The organism is Microbulbifer celer (genome assembly GCF_020991125.1).
In the GTDB taxonomy this organism is placed as follows: Bacteria; Pseudomonadota; Gammaproteobacteria; order Pseudomonadales; family Cellvibrionaceae; genus Microbulbifer; species Microbulbifer celer.
The window spans coordinates 3,086,376-3,104,556 of record NZ_CP087715.1 but is presented as its reverse complement, the minus strand read 5'-3'; the positions used below and the strand labels follow the sequence as shown (position 1 = coordinate 3,104,556).

At 52.3% G+C, this 18,181-nt stretch carries 17 protein-coding genes; 5 read left to right on the top strand and 12 right to left on the bottom strand.

The features are described from left to right. Positions 1-164 precede the first annotated feature (164 nt). Positions 165-2,432: an alpha-amylase family glycosyl hydrolase gene (locus tag LPW13_RS12960; RefSeq protein WP_277611262.1), complete on the top strand. Its 2,268-nt coding sequence runs from the start codon at positions 165-167 to the stop codon at positions 2,430-2,432. Between the two features lie 275 nt (positions 2,433-2,707). Here LPW13_RS12960 and LPW13_RS18280 read toward each other — a convergent pair whose 3' ends face one another. After that, positions 2,708-3,280, bottom strand: coding sequence for a GNAT family N-acetyltransferase (locus tag LPW13_RS18280; RefSeq protein WP_377564146.1), 573 nt, complete (start codon positions 3,278-3,280; stop codon positions 2,708-2,710). A gap of 234 nt (positions 3,281-3,514) precedes the next feature. Beyond that, positions 3,515-4,540: an AraC family transcriptional regulator gene (locus LPW13_RS12955; protein ID WP_230435978.1), complete on the bottom strand. Its 1,026-nt coding sequence runs from the start codon at positions 4,538-4,540 to the stop codon at positions 3,515-3,517. Between the two features lie 153 nt (positions 4,541-4,693). On the opposite strand from LPW13_RS12955, the gene LPW13_RS12950 reads away from it, so the two are divergent. Further along, positions 4,694-8,554, top strand: a complete 3,861-nt coding sequence (locus LPW13_RS12950) for a molybdopterin-dependent oxidoreductase (protein WP_230435977.1) — start codon at positions 4,694-4,696, stop codon at positions 8,552-8,554. Positions 8,555-8,578: 24 nt separating this feature from the next. Continuing rightward, the gene (locus tag LPW13_RS12945; protein WP_230435976.1) at positions 8,579-9,691 is read left to right on the top strand and encodes a glutathione S-transferase family protein; all 1,113 of its coding nucleotides are present in this window, start codon (positions 8,579-8,581) and stop codon (positions 9,689-9,691) included. Between the two features lie 125 nt (positions 9,692-9,816). Here LPW13_RS12945 and LPW13_RS12940 read toward each other — a convergent pair whose 3' ends face one another. Then, on the bottom strand, positions 9,817-10,290 hold the full coding sequence (locus LPW13_RS12940) for a hypothetical protein (RefSeq protein ID WP_230435975.1): 474 nt from the start codon (positions 10,288-10,290) through the stop codon (positions 9,817-9,819). A gap of 123 nt (positions 10,291-10,413) precedes the next feature. After that, positions 10,414-10,557 carry a DUF2986 domain-containing protein gene (locus LPW13_RS12935; RefSeq protein WP_230435974.1) on the bottom strand — a complete coding sequence of 48 codons (144 nt, stop codon included), beginning with the start codon at positions 10,555-10,557 and terminating at the stop codon, positions 10,414-10,416. A gap of 112 nt (positions 10,558-10,669) precedes the next feature. On the opposite strand from LPW13_RS12935, the gene LPW13_RS12930 reads away from it, so the two are divergent. Continuing rightward, positions 10,670-11,350, top strand: coding sequence for a spermidine synthase (locus LPW13_RS12930; protein WP_230435973.1), 681 nt, complete (start codon positions 10,670-10,672; stop codon positions 11,348-11,350). Between the two features lie 66 nt (positions 11,351-11,416). On the opposite strand, the gene LPW13_RS12925 is transcribed toward LPW13_RS12930, so the two are convergent. Then, complete coding sequence (locus tag LPW13_RS12925; protein ID WP_230435971.1) at positions 11,417-12,118, bottom strand: alpha/beta hydrolase; 702 nt, start codon at positions 12,116-12,118, stop codon at positions 11,417-11,419. A gap of 628 nt (positions 12,119-12,746) precedes the next feature. Between LPW13_RS12925 and LPW13_RS12920 the strand changes: the two genes are divergently transcribed. Further along, entirely contained in the window at positions 12,747-13,715 is a 969-nt protein-coding gene (locus tag LPW13_RS12920; RefSeq protein WP_230435866.1) for an IS30 family transposase, read from the top strand. Here the strand turns inward: LPW13_RS12920 and LPW13_RS12915 are convergent. From LPW13_RS12915 to LPW13_RS12885, 7 genes are all read right to left on the bottom strand, one after another. Beyond that, positions 13,677-14,015, bottom strand: coding sequence for a hypothetical protein (locus tag LPW13_RS12915; protein WP_230435969.1), 339 nt, complete (start codon positions 14,013-14,015; stop codon positions 13,677-13,679). The two genes, LPW13_RS12920 and LPW13_RS12915, sit on opposite strands and share 39 nt — an antisense overlap. 114 nt (positions 14,016-14,129) lie before the next feature. Then, positions 14,130-14,606 carry a hypothetical protein gene (locus LPW13_RS12910; RefSeq protein WP_230435967.1) on the bottom strand — a complete coding sequence of 159 codons (477 nt, stop codon included), beginning with the start codon at positions 14,604-14,606 and terminating at the stop codon, positions 14,130-14,132. Positions 14,607-15,046: 440 nt separating this feature from the next. Beyond that, the gene (locus tag LPW13_RS12905; RefSeq protein WP_230435965.1) at positions 15,047-15,463 is read right to left on the bottom strand and encodes a GFA family protein; all 417 of its coding nucleotides are present in this window, start codon (positions 15,461-15,463) and stop codon (positions 15,047-15,049) included. Between the two features lie 112 nt (positions 15,464-15,575). Further along, positions 15,576-15,995, bottom strand: a complete 420-nt coding sequence (locus LPW13_RS12900) for a GFA family protein (protein ID WP_230435963.1) — start codon at positions 15,993-15,995, stop codon at positions 15,576-15,578. A gap of 401 nt (positions 15,996-16,396) precedes the next feature. Further along, entirely contained in the window at positions 16,397-16,666 is a 270-nt protein-coding gene (locus LPW13_RS12895) for an outer membrane protein assembly factor BamD (protein WP_230435961.1), read from the bottom strand. 127 nt (positions 16,667-16,793) lie between these two features. Continuing rightward, positions 16,794-17,300, bottom strand: coding sequence for a T6SS immunity protein Tdi1 domain-containing protein (locus LPW13_RS12890; protein ID WP_230435960.1), 507 nt, complete (start codon positions 17,298-17,300; stop codon positions 16,794-16,796). 80 nt (positions 17,301-17,380) lie between these two features. Continuing rightward, the gene (locus LPW13_RS12885) at positions 17,381-17,932 is read right to left on the bottom strand and encodes a hypothetical protein (protein WP_230435958.1); all 552 of its coding nucleotides are present in this window, start codon (positions 17,930-17,932) and stop codon (positions 17,381-17,383) included. Between the last annotated feature and the right edge of the window lie 249 nt (positions 17,933-18,181).

Sequence of the window (18,181 nt, the reverse complement as noted above, 5' to 3'; positions counted from 1 at the left end):
TATCCATCTGGCCTGGCGCGTACTTCCTCCACGCCCCAGGCAGGGAGGAGGCATTGACCAGCCAGTTCGCCAGTATGTGACTTGCCCCGGTAAGGCGGTGCTCTTGCGGTGGAAGCACGCCCCGGGCGCACGATCGATAAAAATAACCAACCGAGATGATGAAAATGACCAAGAGCTATCTGGCCCTGGCAGCACTGCTGCTGGGGGCGAGTTCCATGGCGCAGGCGGAATGGTTCCTGCGCGGCACCCACAACAACTGGCAGGCCGATCAGATGCAGGATGTCGGCAGCAACACCATGCTGGCGGACGATGTGGTGTTCTCCGCTGCCGGCGAGATCAAGTTCGACCGCTGGGGAGACTGGAGCGAAAACTACGGGGCAAATGGCCAGCAGAACGGGAACAATATCGCGGTTCCCGCCGGCACCTGGGACATCAGGTTCTATACCGACAGCAAAGACTACGACATCCTTCCCGCCGAAGACCCCGAAACCCCGGATGCCACCCTGCACCTGCGCGGTACCCACAACAGCTGGGTCGCCGGTGACCTGATGGCCCGCATCGGCGAGACCGACGAGTACGATGCCTGCCGCAACTTCGACAGCGGCGACGGCAACGGCGGCCCGCGCTTCAAGATCGATCCCAGCGGCAGCTGGAGCGGTGGTGAGTTCCCGGCCCAGGACGCGGCGGCTAGCGGCTGGACCTATATTGTCGCCAATGCCGAAACCAGTTCACTGGTCAGCGTAACCACCGACCTGGGCGCAAACTGCGGCGCGGTCGAGGCGGACAGTGATAACGACGGCGTGCCCGACAGCCAGGACAACTGCCCCGACACCCCTGCCGGAGCCACGGTGGATGCCAACGGATGTGAAGTGGTGCAGCCCGTGCAGTCCGACTTCCGCAACCGCAGCATGTATTTCGTATTTGTGGACCGCTTCTACAACGGCGACACCAGTAACGACAACGGCAACAACGCCGCCGCCACCTCCACCAGCAAATCCGCCGGCGGCCTGTCGGAATGGAAGAAATACTGGGGCGGCGATATCCAGGGCCTGATCGACAAGCTCGACTATCTGGAAGCCCTCGGCATCACCGCCATCTGGGTGACCCCACTGAACGACAATATTGATGCATCCGGCAGCGAAGGCGCCTACCACGGCTACTGGGGCCGCGACTTTTACGCAGTGGACGAACACATGGGCGACTGGGCGCTCGTCGACCAGCTGGATGCGGAGATGGAAGCCCGCGGCATGAAGCTGGTGCTGGATATTGCCCTCAACCACTCCAATCAGGACGACCAGTACGAGTTCGGCGCGCTCTACAAAGAGGGCACCTTCATCACCGATGTAAACCTGGACAACGGTACCTGGTATCACCACAACGGCGCCATCGCCGACTGCGGTGACAGCGATCCGTCTACCAGTTGCGGTGGCGAGTGGGACGATCCCTGGGCCTTCCGCAACAAAACCCTGTTCAACCTCACCGACTTCAATCACGGTATCAGCAGCAACAGCGCCGCGGACCAGTACCTGATCGACGCCGCGCTGAAGTGGATGGAACACGGTGTGGATGCCTTCCGTATCGACGCCATCAAACATATCGAGCCGAGCTTTATCAATCGCTTCAGTAATGCGGTACGCGCGCAGGATCCGGAAGTGTATATCTTCGGCGAATGGTATGGCGCCGGTGCCGGAGAGAGCCTGTCGATGCAATTCCTGAGCGAAGACCGCGGCTCTGAGCTGCTGGACTTCCAATTGCGCAATCATATCGAGGAGGCGATCGCCGGTGATATCACCATGACCCAGCTGAACACGCATATCACATCGCGCCCGGGTGCGATGAACGGCCGCGACAGCTGGCAGCCCATCTTCCTCGATAACCACGATGCCACCCGCACCAGCGTGTTCCTGCAAACCACCGGCCCTGTGGATAACGGACGCACCGGCAAAGGTTTCTCCAAGCCCCTCGCGGACGCGCGCCAGAATCTGGGTATGGCGCTGGTCATGACCCTGCCGGGCATCCCGACGATTTACTACGGCAGCGAGCAGAACAGCACCTGGTTCGATGCCAACGGTGATGGTCAGATAGGACACGACCCGTACAACCGCGAAGGCATGCCGTCTTTCAGTGAAACCAGCGATGCTTTCCAGCTGATCAGCGCACTCGCTAACCTACGCGAGAACAGCCCCGCGCTCGCATCCGGCAGCTACAGCGAACGCTGGGTGAATCAGGATATTCTGGTTTACGAGCGGATCGAGGGTAGTGATGTGGTGATGGTGGCGGTAAACCGCGGCGGCAGCACCTCAATCAATGTGAGTAATCTGGCGCTTGCCGATGGACAGTACAGCAGTCTGGTTGGCAGCGATTCGGTAAGCGTGAGTGGCGGCTCTGCGGTGCTGAATCTGGATGCTAATGAAGTGATTGTGTTGCACTGAGCGCTATCGGACCGATAACGGTTCAGGAATTTAGCGAAGCATTTAAAGTGAGGAATCGGGGGTTCCCTGGCTCCTCCTTTTTACTTCCAGTGTCCTGACAAATGCACCGGGGTCTTCGAGCTCAATTAAAGTGTCTTTATCGGGCAGGCAGCTCTCTTCGGCGAACTACAGTAAATCTGTAACTGGACTGCAAAAAAGAATATCCAGCACAGTTATTACTAGCTTCGACTTATTCTCCTTACATTGGGTCACGCACGCGGTAGAATTCTGGCGCCTCAGGTTAAATGGCTATGAAGATGGTGCTCAAGCGAGACTGTGTTGCGCGAAGTTGCGTTCCAGCAGTACTCCCGGCAACCATAAGTTTTCCCGTTTACTTCCCGAAATTCCGGAGTGTATCTTATACATTCAAAACCGTGCTTTAGTAGAACTCGCGCAGAGGCAGCGTTATTATCGAGAACAAGTGCTCTGATAGTATTTAGACCAAGTTTCTGAACGGAAATTTGTAATAGTTTACCGACGCCCTTTGTGGCGACTCCTTTCCCTTTGTGCTTTTCTGCTACCCGATATCCTAGCATCGCAGACTGTCTGGAGTGATCAATTTCTCTTAAGTTGAACCTGCCCAGTAGCTCATTATTAGTAACCATTAGTGCTGGATACATTGATTTCTGACGCATGAGTTGTAAACACTCGGTTATATGCTCTGTGACCCCAGGGTGGGTATAGAAGTCCGGATTTCTGGCGGCTATAAACTTTTCAAACCACAGTCGGTTTTCTGTTTCAAATTTGAGTAGTGCAGAGGTGTGTTTGGTAGATAGTACTTCGAAATTAGTACTGTTCTGAAAATACATCGTTAATCCGTCTAGGTATTTTCTGATCGTTCAGTTGTTTGACCAGATATTTTATGCTCGATCTGAAAATCGTCGATTTTGATAAACGGTGACTTACCGAAGGCAGAAAGTGAAATGATAGCTGTGATAGCTACCGCTGCTTGAAGAAAACATTTTCGGTTCATACGAGTATTGGTTTAAGTTTTTTCTGGTTTTTAAGGGTGGAAATTGGTAGAACGTTATTTGTCCACGTTTTCAGCTGAGTACAATCCCTTTCTGCTTACGGTAATCTCCAGGTGTGATCCCCATCCAGTCCCTGAACGCGCGGGTAAAGGCACTCTGTTCGGAATAACCCAGCAACATAGCCACATCCGCATAAGACAGACTCGGGTCCTGTAAATACTTTTTTGCCAGACGCTGGCGCAATCCGGCCACGATACTACGATAGCTGTACCCCTCGTTGGCCAGTAGCCGGTAAAAACTGCGTAGTGAGATACCCATCTGCCGGGACACCGATCGGGCAGAGGTGTCGCCATCCTTCATCGCCATCAGAACCTGCTGCTGTAGCGCCTCGAAAAACTCTTCAAAGCTGTCGGATCGATTTTCCCCTTCGGACTTCAACATCGCCTGCGCTTGGCGGTCGAAAATCTTGCGCATGTACGGATCACGGCTGGTGATGGTCATCCACATAATTTTTGCCGGCACATCCACCATCAGGCACTCAGAATTGAAGGTGACCGGGCACTGCAGTAGGTCCCGATAAATCTGCGGCTGTTCCGGGGTGGCAAACGGCAGCCCGACGTGAATCGGTGGCACCGGTTTTCCGATCAGGCTCTGAACCAGGGTGATAAAAATGGATACGCCGAATTCGCAGGAGATGGGTGTTTCCACATCGTGCAGATTCCAGCGGTGGCTTATCACGTCGTCGCCCACTTCCACCCAGGTGCTCAGGGTGGACAGTATCAGTGTCTGGTAGTGCCCGTAACGGGTCAGTGCCTGGCCCAGGGTGCTGCAGGCGGTCAACAGGTATCCCACCAGGCCGAAGTCTTTCGGCTCAACCAGCTTGCCGATTTTTATCCCAAAGGCCGGCTCGGGATCCAGCGCATACAGGTCGTGCAGCAGGGCATCGAACTCCCGGTTTTCCATCTTGCTGCGCGCGCGGTACTGCGCGAGCTTTTCCCCATAGGCCGGCGCGCGGATGCCGCGCAGTTCTACGTAGCGCTGCAACACGGCAATAAAGCTGGCCGGTATGGTGGCGGGGATGGTGGCAGATTCCGACATGCAACCGAGTGTTTGCGATCTGGCACAAAATGTCAATGCAGGCCAAAGCGTCAATACTTTCCCCGGCCGCTTACCTACTATTCCCGTCATTCGACGCACCAGAATCAGCACCAGAATAACAACAAGCTCGATGAGTTTGAGGGAGCCAACCCCATGGCCTATGTGGTCACCGAAGCCTGTATCAACCACAAACACACCAACTGTGTGGATGTGTGCCCGGTAGACGCGTTCCGCGCCGGGGACGCGATGCTGTATATCGACCCGGACACCTGCATCGACTGCAATGCGTGCCTGACCGAATGCCCCGAGCGCGCCATTCACCCGCAATCGTCGGTACCGGAAGATCAGCGGCACTATATTGCGCTGAATGCGGAGCGGGCCAGGGTGCTGCCGCCCATCCGCGAAAGCGTGTTCCAGGCCGCTGCGACCAGCGCCCAGTCCGCCCTCAGTGCCCGCTTTGCCGTGGTGGGTGCCGGCCCCTCCGGTTTCTATACCGCCGAGGCGATTCTGAAAAACATGCCCGCGGCGCAGGTGGATATCTTCGAGCGTCTGCCAACGCCCTTTGGGCTGGTGCGCTACGGTGTCGCCCCGGATCATCCCCGCATCAAATCCATCAGCGCCAGTTTCGAGCGGATCGCGGAAAATCCGCAGGTACGCTTTTTTGGCAATGTGGCCATCGGCCGGGATATCTCAGTGGCAGAACTGAGCACGCTGTATCACGGCGTGGTGTATGCCACCGGCGGTTCGCAAAGCCGCCCGCTGTCCATTCCCGGTGCAGATCTCGGCAACATCTTCGGCTCGTCGGAATTCGTCGGTTGGTACAATGGCCACCCGGACAATCAATCCCTCTCCCCGGATTTCACCGCCGAGCGCGCGGCGGTGATCGGCATTGGCAATGTGGCGCTGGATATCGCCCGTATGCTGGTATTGCCCCACACCGAGCTGGCCCAAACCGACATCGCCGATCCCGCACTGTTGGCGCTGCGCGATAGCAACATCAAGGAGGTCTGCCTGCTGGCCCGGCGCGGTGTGTTGCAGGCTGCGTTTACCCCCAAAGAACTGGAACAGCTGATCGCCCTCGAAGGCCTGGACCTGATCATCAACCCGCAGGACCTGGAACTGGATCCTGTGTCTGAAGCGGAAATGGCGAAGCCGGAATTCAGTGAAGCCCGTCAGAACCTGGCACTGCTGCGCAAGGTGGCGGAGCGGCCGCTCAGCAACAGCGCAGACACGAAACGCATCCGCTTTCTATTTTTGACCAGCCCGGAATCCATTGAAGAGGAGGGCGGTACCAAGAAACTCCACACTGTGCGCAACTGTTTGCAGAGCGGTGACGATGGCCGCGTGCGCGCAACTGCCACACCGGATAGATCCGCGCTGGACGTGGGCCTGGTGATCAATGCCACCGGCTATCAGGGGATGCCAATTGACGGACTGCCGTTTGACCAGCAACGCGGTGTAATCAGTAACAAAGATGCCCGGATTGAGGATGCCTGCATTGAAGGTTCCCGCATTGAAGGAGACGGAAAGCAGGCCTATGTAGCGGGCTGGATCAAGCGCGGCGCCAGCGGCGTGATCGGCAGCAACAAGCAGTGCGCCGCAGATACCGTTACCCGGATGCTGGCCGATCTGCCTCCATCCCCGGAGTCCATTGATGGCGATGTGGAGCAACTTTTTGCGCGCAAGCAGGTGGAAGCCATCCGTTATTCAGACTGGCAACTGCTGGATCAACACGAGCAGTCACAGGGTGCCAGGCAGGGGCGTCCCCGCTGTAAAGAAACCTCCATCGAGCGCATGCTGCAGGTGATCCGGGAGGCCCGCGCCGCGGCCATCGCCGAGTCCGAGGCCCAAGCCAGGCTGCCGGTCAAAACCCACTACCGCAGCTGTACCCTGTGCGAGGCCATGTGTGGTGTGGAAATCCAGTACCGTGGGCGCGAGATCATCGCCATCTCCGGTGATGAGAAGGACCCGCACAGCTGGGGACATATCTGCCCAAAAGGTTATTCCCTGCAGGACTTGCACAACGATCCGGACCGACTGAAAAAGCCTCTGCGCAAAGTGGATGGCCAGTGGCTGGAAGTGGAATGGGACGAGGCGCTGGACTATGCCGCCCGGGGCCTCGCCCGGGTGCAGGCGCAGTACGGCGAGGACGCCCTGGCGGCCTACTGGGGCAATCCCACCTCCCACAACCTGGGCCTGCTACTCACCACCAACAAACTGAAAAAAGTCCTCAACACCCGCAATATCTTTACCGCCGCGTCTCTGGACCAGATGCCACACCAGCTGTGTTCCTACCTGATGTTCGGGCACGGCCAGGTGTTCACCATTCCCGATGTGGACCACACCGACTATATGTTGATGCTGGGCGCAAACCCGGCGGCGTCCAATGGCAGCCTGATGTCCGCGGGGGATATCCTCAAGCGCCTGGAAGGGATCCATGCCCGCGGCGGCAAGCTGGTATTGATTGACCCGCGCAAAAATGAAACCGCCCGCTACGCCCAGGAACATCACTTTATCCGCCCGGCCACCGATGCCATTTTCCTGGTGGGGCTGATCCAGCACATTATCCGCAAGGAGCTATACAGGCCCGGCAGGTTGGCGGACATGCTGGATCACTGGAACGAATTACTCGACACCTTCAACCTGTTCTCCATGGCAGAGATTGCCGAGCTGTGCGGCATCGAGCAGGCGGAAATCGAGCGCATCGCCGAAGAGTATGCATCCGCAGACAAGGCCATCTGTTACGGCCGTATGGGCGTATCCGCACAGGCCTTCGGGGCACTCAACCACTACCTGATCAACGTGCTGAATATCCTCACCGGAAACCTCGACCGGCGCGGCGGCATGATGTTCACCAGGCCGGCGGTGGATGCGGCGGTCAAACCACATCAGGCCGGCAGCTTTGATACCTATCAGAGCCGCGTGCGCGGCCTGCCCGAGTTCAACCGCGAGCTGCCCGCCTCCGCAATGGCCGAGGAAATGACCACCCCCGGCAAAGGGCAGATACGCGGCTTTATCTGTATCGCCGGCAATCCCGGCCTTTCCTCTCCCAACAGCCGCCTGCTGGAGAAGGGCATGAGCGAGTTGGATTTTATGGTATCGCTGGATTTCTACCTCAACGAAACCTCCCGCCACGCGGATATCATCCTGCCGCCCACCGGCCCGCTGGAACACGAGCAGTACGACCTGGTATTCAATCTGTTATCGGTACACAACACTGCCAAGTTTGCCGAGCCGCTGTTCCCCCATGAAGCCGGTGCGAAGTCCGACTGGGATATCATGAATGGACTGATCGAACGGCTCGAAACTATTAAGAAGGGAAGCAAGACGGGCAGCAGCAAGCCGCAGACCATGACGCCGGTACAGATACTGGACATGGCACTGCAGCATGGCCCCTACGGTAAAGGCTTTGACGAGTATCGTGGCAACGAAGTGATCCGCCACGAGGACGGCCTCAGCCTCGAGAAGTTGAAAACGTTCATCCACGGCCTGGACCTGGGGCCGCTGCAGCCCTGTCTGCCGGATTTCCTGTTCACCGCAGACAAGAAAATCCACACCATGCCCGGCGAATTCATTGCCGACCTGGGGCGCCTGCAGCAGTTTGCCCACGATCTAAAACAACACAACCCGCTCAAGCTGATCGGCCGCCGGGATCTGCGCACCAACAACTCCTGGATGCACAACAGCAAGCGCCTGGTCAAAGGCCGGGACCGCTGCGGACTGTTGATGCACCCCCTAGATGCGGAAAAATACAAGCTGCGGGACGGCGGCAAAGCGAGCATCTCTTCCCGGGTCGGTCAGCTGAACGTGGTGATTGAAGTGACGGACTCCGTGATGCCCGGCGTAGTCTGCCTGCCCCACGGCTGGGGGCACGACCTGGAAGGCGTCGAGCTGCGGGTGGCAAAAACCAATCCGGGGATCAATTCAAACGATCTGACCGACGACCGTATGGTAGACGCGCTCTCGGGCAATGCGGTACTGAACGGCATCCCCGTAGAAGTATCAGCGCTCTAAAATAATTCAATAACAAGGTGAACCATGACTACCAATCAGCTGATCGGCGCAGAAGTGTCGCTCTACACCGGCAAGCTCCGCTGCTATCTGAAATACAAAGATATTCCGTTTGAGGAAGTGGTCGCATCCCAATCGGTATTCTGCGATGTAATCATTCCCCGCACCGGCGTGCGCTATATCCCCATCTTTATTACCGAAGATGACCAGGCCATCCAGGACACCACGGAGATTATCGACTTCCTGGAAAAACGTTATCCCGAGGCCAGCGTCTACCCCGGCACCCCAAAACAGAACCTGGTCTCCCTGCTGCTGGAAACCTATGGCGATGAATGGCTGGTAATACCCGCCATGCACTATCGCTGGAACAAACCGGAAAACCGGGAGTTCGCCATTGCCGAATTCGGCCGCACCGCAGCGCCGGAAGCCAACAGGGAAGAGCAGCTCGCCATCGGCCATCACAACGCCAAACCCTTTGCCGGCGCACTGCCCAGATTGGGGGTGGTGGATGAACTGGTGCCTGCCATCGAGAAGAGTTATCTCAACCTGTTGGCCGACCTGGATCGACACTTTGCCGAGCATAACTTCCTGCTGGGAGACAGGCCCTGCATGGGGGACTTCGGCCTGATCGGCCCGCTGTATGCGCATTTGTACCGCGACCCGTATTCCGGCCGCCTTATGCAGGAATGCGCCCCCAATGTGGTTGCCTGGGTCAAACGCATGATCGAACCGGCACCGCTATCCAGTCACTTTCCTGCCGGTGATTTCCTGGCAAATGATGCAGTGCCCGAAACGTTATACCCCATCCTGCAGCGCATGCTGAGCGAGCAGGGCCCGGTGCTCAAGCAGACCATGGATCAGGTGGGGACGTGGGTAGGGGAGAACCCGGAGGTGGAAATCCCCCGGGCAATTGGCAAGGTCAGCTTCACCATTGAAAGTGTCAGCGGCAGCCGTCTGACCTTTCCGTATATGCAGTGGATGTGGCAACGCTGCCATGATTTTTACCACGGCCTGCAAGGTGAAGAGAAGGCAACCGTAAAAACGCTGTTGAGCAATACGACGGGCTTGGAAGATCTACTTAACTACCCCATTCACTGTCGTGTTCGACGTATAGAAAACCAGCTCCGGATTGTCAGGTGAGTCACTGGCCCGGCGCTGGACGCAAGGGGTATTTCGATTCATCATGGCATGGTTTCCGATAACCGCTCAGTGACAGGGATAAAGATGCTGATTGATCGAGTTGATGGATTTCAGTGCCACTTTTATTAGATATTATTTGTAACAAATGATTGAACATTAATCTTTTCTCGGCCAGCTGCATAGTGCCTGTCCAGGCCATATGCCATGGTCTCAAGCGGAGATTTATCGTAACCAAAATCTTGAATCTCTTTCATATAGCGACGGATAAAGTTAAGCGCACCCAGATGTTCCCACTGTGCTACGTGAACCAGCTCGTGGAAGTGCAGCTGAAAATCTGCCTCTTCCCCCCGCGCAATATAATAGGTGTTCTTGTAGCTAATACCTCTAACTGGCATGTCGATGAAGTCACCAAAACCAATGGCTCTCAGTTCGGGAAAGTCGGGTTTCGGTATCTCATCGGTAACAACAAAAAAAGAATTTTCCAAGAACGCAGCAGAGTAAAAACCATGGAATGCATTTTTAAAGCGGGCGCAGCAAATGCGTGCTTCTAAAAATTCCTTATTGGTTTCATCTATCCATCCATTGATATGTTCAATCATCCTAATTTCCGTGCAAAGCTTTGTCTAATCCTGTGAAGTCGAGATTCGAGCCTGATAAACTGGCTCGATAAGTATAATACCCCGATACCACCTGTAAAAGAAAAGCGCCGAAGTCCGAGGAGTCTACTTCTGTTCGCCAGATCTCTGCTCTAGCTTCGCACGCTCGGCCTTGGATACATAGCGCGGTTTGGCCTTGGAGTTGAGCTTGTCGTTGGCTTTCTTGGCTCTCTTCTTCAGGATCTGATTGACTTTCTTCCTGCGATTCATAATTCACTCGGTGCGTTTGCGGGTAGGGGGCATTCTAGCGTCATCGGCGCCGCCAACCAACGTATGGTACATTGCTCGCCCTATGCCCATAGACCCACAGCGAGCCAACACCATGAAACCCTGGATCGAACTCGGTACCGCCCAGATTCCCAACAATGGCGGCACACTAAAGCTACGCCAGCGCGACCAGGAGTTCTCAATTTCCCTGTCCGGGCCGCGTGGCGAACTGATGAACAGTCGCAGGTTCAACAGCGAGCAGCAGCTATCGGTGCTCGGCTGCGCGCATCTGAAAAATCACCAGAATGCCCGTGTTGTCGTGGGCGGTATGGGTATGGGTTACACCCTGGCTTCAGCGCTGGAGGCTGTGCCGTCCAACGCCGAGGTTATCGTTGCCGATCTGATTCCCGAAGTGGTGGAGTGGAACCGGGGCCCGCTGGGCGAATGTGCCGGCCGGCCGCTGGACGACAGCCGGGTCTCGATCCATATCGGCGATGTGGGTGATCTGCTGGTGAAGGGCAACGGTGACTACGATGCCGTATTGCTGGATGTGGACAACGGCCCCGAAGGGCTGACCCACAGTGATAATAATTGGCTGTATTCTGTGGAAGGTACCAGTAGCATCTATAACTGTCTTGCGCCGGGTGGTGTGCTGGCAGTTTGGTCGGCGGGGCCGGACACCATGTACGTCGGCCGCCTGAAGAAGGCGGGTTTTCAGGTCGATGTCATGACCGTGCGCGAACGCCCGGGGAAGGGTGCGCGGCATACGATATTTTTAGGTAAGAAAACTGGGTAAGTTACTAAAGTAAAACCTGTACCCACCAAATTATATTCTTCTCTGGTACGAGATAACCGCTGCAATTCAAGGGATACCAGAAAGAATTTTTTCCACAAGCTCTTGTGGAATAGTCAGCATGGGCCAGTGTCCGCCGTTTATTGTACGGAACTGCCACGTGGAGGATCGTCTCAGTTGATCCACCAGGTCGTGCTCCCGTGAAGACGACAACCAACCCTCATGCGCAATAAAAGTCGCTGAAATTTCGCTCAGAGGTGTTTCAAGCTCGGCTCGATCAGTAACAGTATTACCAGGGTGCGGCCTTTGTTTTGATACAAGCAAAGCTTTTTGAGCCTGGTTCAAATGTGGTTGTGATTCCAGTTCTTCGGCGGTAGGTGCTGGCCACATTCCCTGATTACTGTCTATTGCTTTTTTCTCCTCCTCGATTGGGAGGCCAGATACCTCTAGCAGTGACTGACCAGAGACAGGAAGAAACGCCTCGATAAAAATCGTATGGCTAACAGATACCTTCCCCCGGCTAGCCACCTGGCCTACAACAATTCCAGAGTAACTGTGACCGACAAGCGCTACATCTTTGAGGTCGTGCATCCTGATGTAGGATTCAACGTCCTCGACGTGAGTGTTGAGATCAGTTGATCCCTGTGAGTTTTCTTCAAGGCCGGAAAGAGTAAGTAGATGTGTTTTGTAACCTGTCCTTTCTAGATTCTCAGAAACCTCACTCCATATCCAATCGCCCGCCCAGGCGCCCGGTACCAGAACAAATTCCATAGTTTTTCCTGATTCTGATAGTCTTGGTTGAAAGAAATCTTCCCAGTGGAGATCTGCAGGGCGGAATAGCATCTATAGCGGCGGTAGTGTACAGATCGAAGCAACGGTGACCTGCGACATCACCAGTAAAGGCCCATGGAGCAGTGCAAAAAACCGAGGATCAATCAGGCATTATCCAATGTTTACCTGAAAAACAGGGGGTTATACACGTTGTGCGTGATGGATGGATCAAGCTTCACCATTTCGTTGCAATGCCCTGTGCGGATCCGAATGTGCGGTGGTATGGGAAAAGGTGGGCTAGAAATCCGCCTTTACCCGATTAATTTTCTTTCTTCGCTCGCAACTTATCTAATGATAGCTCGGCCCTGTCAACAAGTGTAAAATAACCGTCTGCAGATGAAAGCTGTATGTCGATTGAAACTTTTAAATTCTCTGCCATAGTCGGGTAACTGCGTAATTTTGGAACCACCTTGATTGCTATATCGTCAGATTTATTCTTAAGCAAAAAATTCTGTAACTGTTTGAATTCAGACTTTGAAGACTCGCGGTTTCGGATAATAAGTGCAATTGGTAAGAGAGAGGCCAGCTGGTAGAGTCGGCGCCTCTCCCGACCAAGAGAAAAGCACTGATGAGCTACTACCAGCTGACCGAGAACGAACGATACCAGATTTACAGCCTGAGAAAAGCCGGACACTCACAAGCAGAAATAGCGGAGCTGCTGGAAAGGCATCCATCGACGATCAGTCGAGAACTGCGGAGAAATACGGGGCTGCGAGGGTATCGCCCTGGTCAAGCCCATAAGCTATCAGATGTCCGGCGACGAGAGGCCCATAAGGCGCGGAAAGTGACCGACGAGGTGCAGCGTCAGATTGAGCTGCTAACCATGCAAGATTTAAGCCCGCAGCAGACTGCGATCTACTTGGAGAGGCACACAGGTGTTTCGCTACACCATGAAACGATTTACCAGATAATTTATGCAGATCAAGCCAGCGGTGGGGATTTGTATACACATCTGCGGATAGCGTCCAAGCCATATCGTAAACGCTATGGCAGCTACGACCGGCGGGGAAAGATCAAAAACAGGGTGAGTATAGAAGAACGTCCAGTTGTTGTTGATCAGATGAGTCGGATTGGAGACTGGGAAGGTGATACTGTCATTGGCAAGGGACGCAGCGGAGCATTGCTGACGATGGTTGAGCGCAAGACATTGTTTACAGTCATTGTGCGACTGACGGGTAAACGAGCAGACTTGCTGGCCGATGCAGCTGTTGCTCACATGGCTCACCTGAAGGACAAGATTAAAACGATAACCTTCGACAACGGGCTTGAGTTCTCCGGACATGAGGTTATAGCCAGAGGGCTGGGCGCGGATATTTATTTCGCGCACCCCTACGCCTCTTGGGAGCGGGGGATCAATGAAAACACCAACGGTCTTATTCGGCAGTATTTTCCAAAAGGAACGGACTTCAACAAGGTGACGGACGATCAGGTTCACTTTGTTATGAATCGGTTGAACAGCAGGCCGAGAGAAAGTCGAGGCGGCAAGTCACCAAATGAATTATTTATGGGGCAGCGAGACGATTTGCTCGCTGCGTGAAGAAATTGCAGTTATTACTTGAAACCAAGACTCATCAAATTCAAGACTGTATATGGAAACTTTTTTACTAGTTAAAAAACTATTCTGCTCCTCAAAATAAGGGGGTTCAAACTCCTTCAAGCCGAATTCGCCGTAATGAAAACCTGCTGGAGAATTTATATTCACTCCAACCCAGCTTTTCTTTGAATCAAGCACAAAACCGTCAGGAATCTCGATTTTTACTTTTACTTCGTCAGAGCTAATAGCTTGAAAGTCGTCCCAACCAAAAGTGCTCATTTTGGCAATGGTGGTTATAGGCATTGATGTACAGCTGCATAGGCATAAGAGGATAATAAGTAGTGATGTTTTCTTCATTATTTTAGATTTCCTGAATTGATGCTAAGTGCCATTCTCTTTCCTTCTCACCGGAGAAAGCTAGTTCCGTAATACCCCAATTGCTGAGTATACGTAATCTGGTTTCCCTCTTTCTTCAATTTCTTCTTTAACGTCTGAGTAGGGGATAAGTGAACAGACCTCTTTCTGGCAAATTAATGCTACAAACCAGCCTCCACCCTCTATTTTTTCTGGCTCACCACAAGAAGTCTCTTCTCGTGTAAATTTCATGTACCGACCAGATTGAAAGCCCCATCCGTGAAGTAGCTCTAAAACAGCTACAGCAACTTTATAGCCATCTTCTGACTCAGATACTGAATCCGAATGCAGCTTAACTACTGCCAGGTTTTTACTATTTTTTACCGCCTCTGATTTAGCCTTGCTCGGGTCAGGGTAAACGTACTGAAACTCCCCAAAAGGGCTATCAGGTGGAATAATTTCTGGACCCGTGACGCTACAAGCAAGTATCTTCTTGCTGAATAGAACAATTACTGCCGATAAAAGTATTACGATTTTCATAGTATACCCTGCCAACAGGGGTGGCCAATGTTGTGCGTATTCTACGCAATAATGGGAGTGCAGAGACCGTGTAAAAAGTAAGATGTCGGCTGCATTGCCTTGTATGGTCAAGCTGAGGGGCTAAGATGGAAACGATAAGAGAACATTTTTCAGTTTATCTGCATTAATCTTTACTACGTTCGCGGGTAACTCACCTTTTAACGCAGGGATAGGTTGCTGCATCCAATTAATTGCCTGCTCTTGATTGTGATGAAACACAACCCAGGCAATATCCTCGTTTCCGTCACAAATAGTAATTAGCTCATCCCTAAATGTGCAACTTGAAAATCCAGGTTTACATAGTTGAACGTAACCGTCCCAATGTGACATCACTTGAAGTAACTCTGACAGTTAACGCTGAGTTTAGGTGCATATTGTAGCATGTCCCCAGCAGCGAATGGTTATGTGGGAGAGCCTCGATCTGCTGGATGATTTACACCATCCTCTGTGGGAATGCCGTCTATTTTTAGTGGATTTATGTCTTCCAAACACGCCACGTTAAAACCGAATTGATTTGGCTTTGACCTTCTTTGGTGATGCGTATAGATCCCACAATTACTACAAAAATAATGTTTTGCAGTATTTGTATTGAACTGGTACAAATTAAGGTGATCTTCACCTTTTAAAATCTTGATTCCACCCAAAGGTGCTGAAGCCGCAATTGCTCCTCGTCTGCGACACAAAGAACAATCACAGCGTCTAACATCTACTAGGCCTTGCGGCAAATCTACCTCAATTTCGACCAAGCCACAGTGGCATCTGGCCAAGTACTTTGGCTGAATTTTAACTCCATCAACTTCTTTTATATTCGCAGTCATAGCTCACTCCTTGTGCTCAGCCACGGCTAACCTTGGGCGCTTTATGCGTGATAATGGGAACGAAGCGACCGCGCGTAAGGTTAGACGTCGGCCTGCAGCGCTTGTATGGCTGTCACTCACCCATGCCTGGGGGCAAGGTATCAAACTTAGCCAGGCCCGCAGGAAATACTGCCCAACTGGGAGCCGATGCCGCATAAAGTGCCATTGATGGGTTTATACTTTCATTTTCATCTAAGGTCGAAACCGCAATAGAATAGAAATTTCCTACGGTTACTTCAACGCACACCGTTACACCACAATTATTACAGAATATGTGATTCAGATCTTTTCCGGAATCGCCTTTTCGACTATATACAGAAAACTCGCCATCTGTGATTTTGAATCTGTTTTTTGGAAACCAAATTCCAAACCACTTATCTGAACCAGTATGGGTTTGACATTCTTTGCAATAGCAAAATACAGAGTTGATAGGCTCTCCTTCAGCGGAGTACTTTAAGGAACCGCATCCACATCTACCTGTCTTAAATTCCATTTTTCAAACTCCTTAGTTGGATGGTTGGATTCTGCGCCGACTAGGGAGCCGTCACCGACTCCCAGCCCTCTAAGAACCGTACTGCGGGTTTCCTCGCATACGGCTCAAGCCCCTCAAAGGCTCAGGCTGAACCCGGTGATTTGACTCATTATCAATTCTCTCCTGCACCTTACGACGCCAAGATGCATCCTGCAATAGGCCCGGAGATTACTCTCCACGCATGTGCCGGTAGGATACCGATGGCAGAACATCGGGTTACATCGTTCTGAGAAATGACCTCCTGTAATTTTTCAGGGTGTGCAACAGAAATTTATACGACTTCACGTCGCAAATAACGCCGCGCTCACCGGAGCAAACTGCCTGCGGTTGTATGGTCGACCACCCACTTTACCTTGCCTCAACTACTTAAAAAGATTGGCAATCCAGCTTCCAACCAAAAGAACCACACCTATTGCTGCATTGGCCTTATCAAAATCATCATTTTCTCTAGATTTTTGAGCCTGACGATCGAGGTCTTCAGCACGGTAGTAGTTATTTTGCTCTCTAGCTTGCTCCGCTTGGCTCTCTAGACTGTTCGCACGACGCTCTCTCTCCATCCAGCCCTGCGAAGAACAACCAGAAATAACTAAACATAAAATTAATAATGATAGAAACTTCATTTTTTCCGCCACAATGATTATTCAGTTCCATAACGCTGAGTCCAGGGGCAACCCACTTTAGGTGCCATTTTGTGCAAAATAGGAGCGCAGCGACTGCACAAAATAGTGTATAAAGTGGGCTGTCCCCTGGAACGATTTGTTACCAAAACCTCCACCAAGGCCTCCGGCCCTCAAGATTCAACTTTATACTATCTATCGTAGCTCCTGTAGGTAAATCCTCAAGCTGATTATATATCTGACCCGCGATTGAAAAATGAACTTCTACATTAGTAGCTTGAAGGTTATCTAATGAAAAATAACCACCAAGGCAAGGAAGAATTTTAAAGCTGTAAACTTGTTCTTTCTCTAAGAGAACCCCAGATTCTCTCATGCCATTAACGATTTTTGGGGCGAATTCATTTTCTACAAAATGTCGGCTCTGAAGGAGAGCACGAAATTCTTCTGTAGATTTCGCTACTTCCCTAAGACTTCCTGTTGCTACACTTAAATGATAAACCACATTATCGTTCAAGGATTGGATAAATACATCACCAATCGCTGAAATCAGAACAGGTAGCTTATCGCTCCCTATTAGCCATTCCCAATCTGAGAGAAGCTTCTTTCTATCTATGCTACTAAAATTTACGGTAAGGTCATTTAGAGTCACAAAACTTCCCTTTTTGGTAACGCCCGAAGCACGGGAAAAATTGTAGCGCAGCGGAAGTTTTGTCCCAGTGCCTGCGATTGTTATGCGTATTTTCCGCCATGTATTCTCACTACAACTGAATAGGTTGGTCCGGAGGTTACCGAAAACAGTTTGATTCGGACGACCGAACAAACTGAGCTATCCTCTCCCTCGATATCAGTTATATCCAGCAGGTGTAACGCCTCACTTCCAGGTTTCGTCAGCGGGTGATCTTCTAAGCATCCGATCCACTTCTTGGCATAATTATGCTCGTTTACTGCTATGGGTAGAACCGGACTTTCCTCTAGGGGGAAAACCCCCTTCTCGGCCACATAGTATGAATATGCTATTTTTGCCAACATTCGAATGAAAGACCAGATATCTAATTTTGATTGAATCTCGATACCTGTAGCTCGATGCTTTTGAAGCCTGTCTCTTGCATCACCGATGTGAAGTGTGTCGATACCAGCAATATCTATACCTGCTGGATTGTTATCTTTTGTCTTACCTCCGAGCGCCAATGGCGTTGTAAAAATGGGGAAGTGCATCGTGTGAAAACCGCCCTCAATGGGCATTTCTCCATCTATACGTATCTGCCCCGCTATGAATTTCACTGGTGCCGTCGATGGTTTTTCACGCTTTTTATGGCGAGACGAAACCCCCATAGCACGACGGCCTAGATCTAGGAATCCCCTAAGCACACGAAGCTCTACCTTCGAAGTGCTTTTTGCACATTTCGTACAGCTTGATTTTGGTAGCACGAGGTTTCCATTTAAGCCGAACGGGACGATGTGTTCATCAGTAAGCTTGTCCGTTGCATTGCCACAATAGATGCAATGGTTTACGGGTGGATACGTAAACTT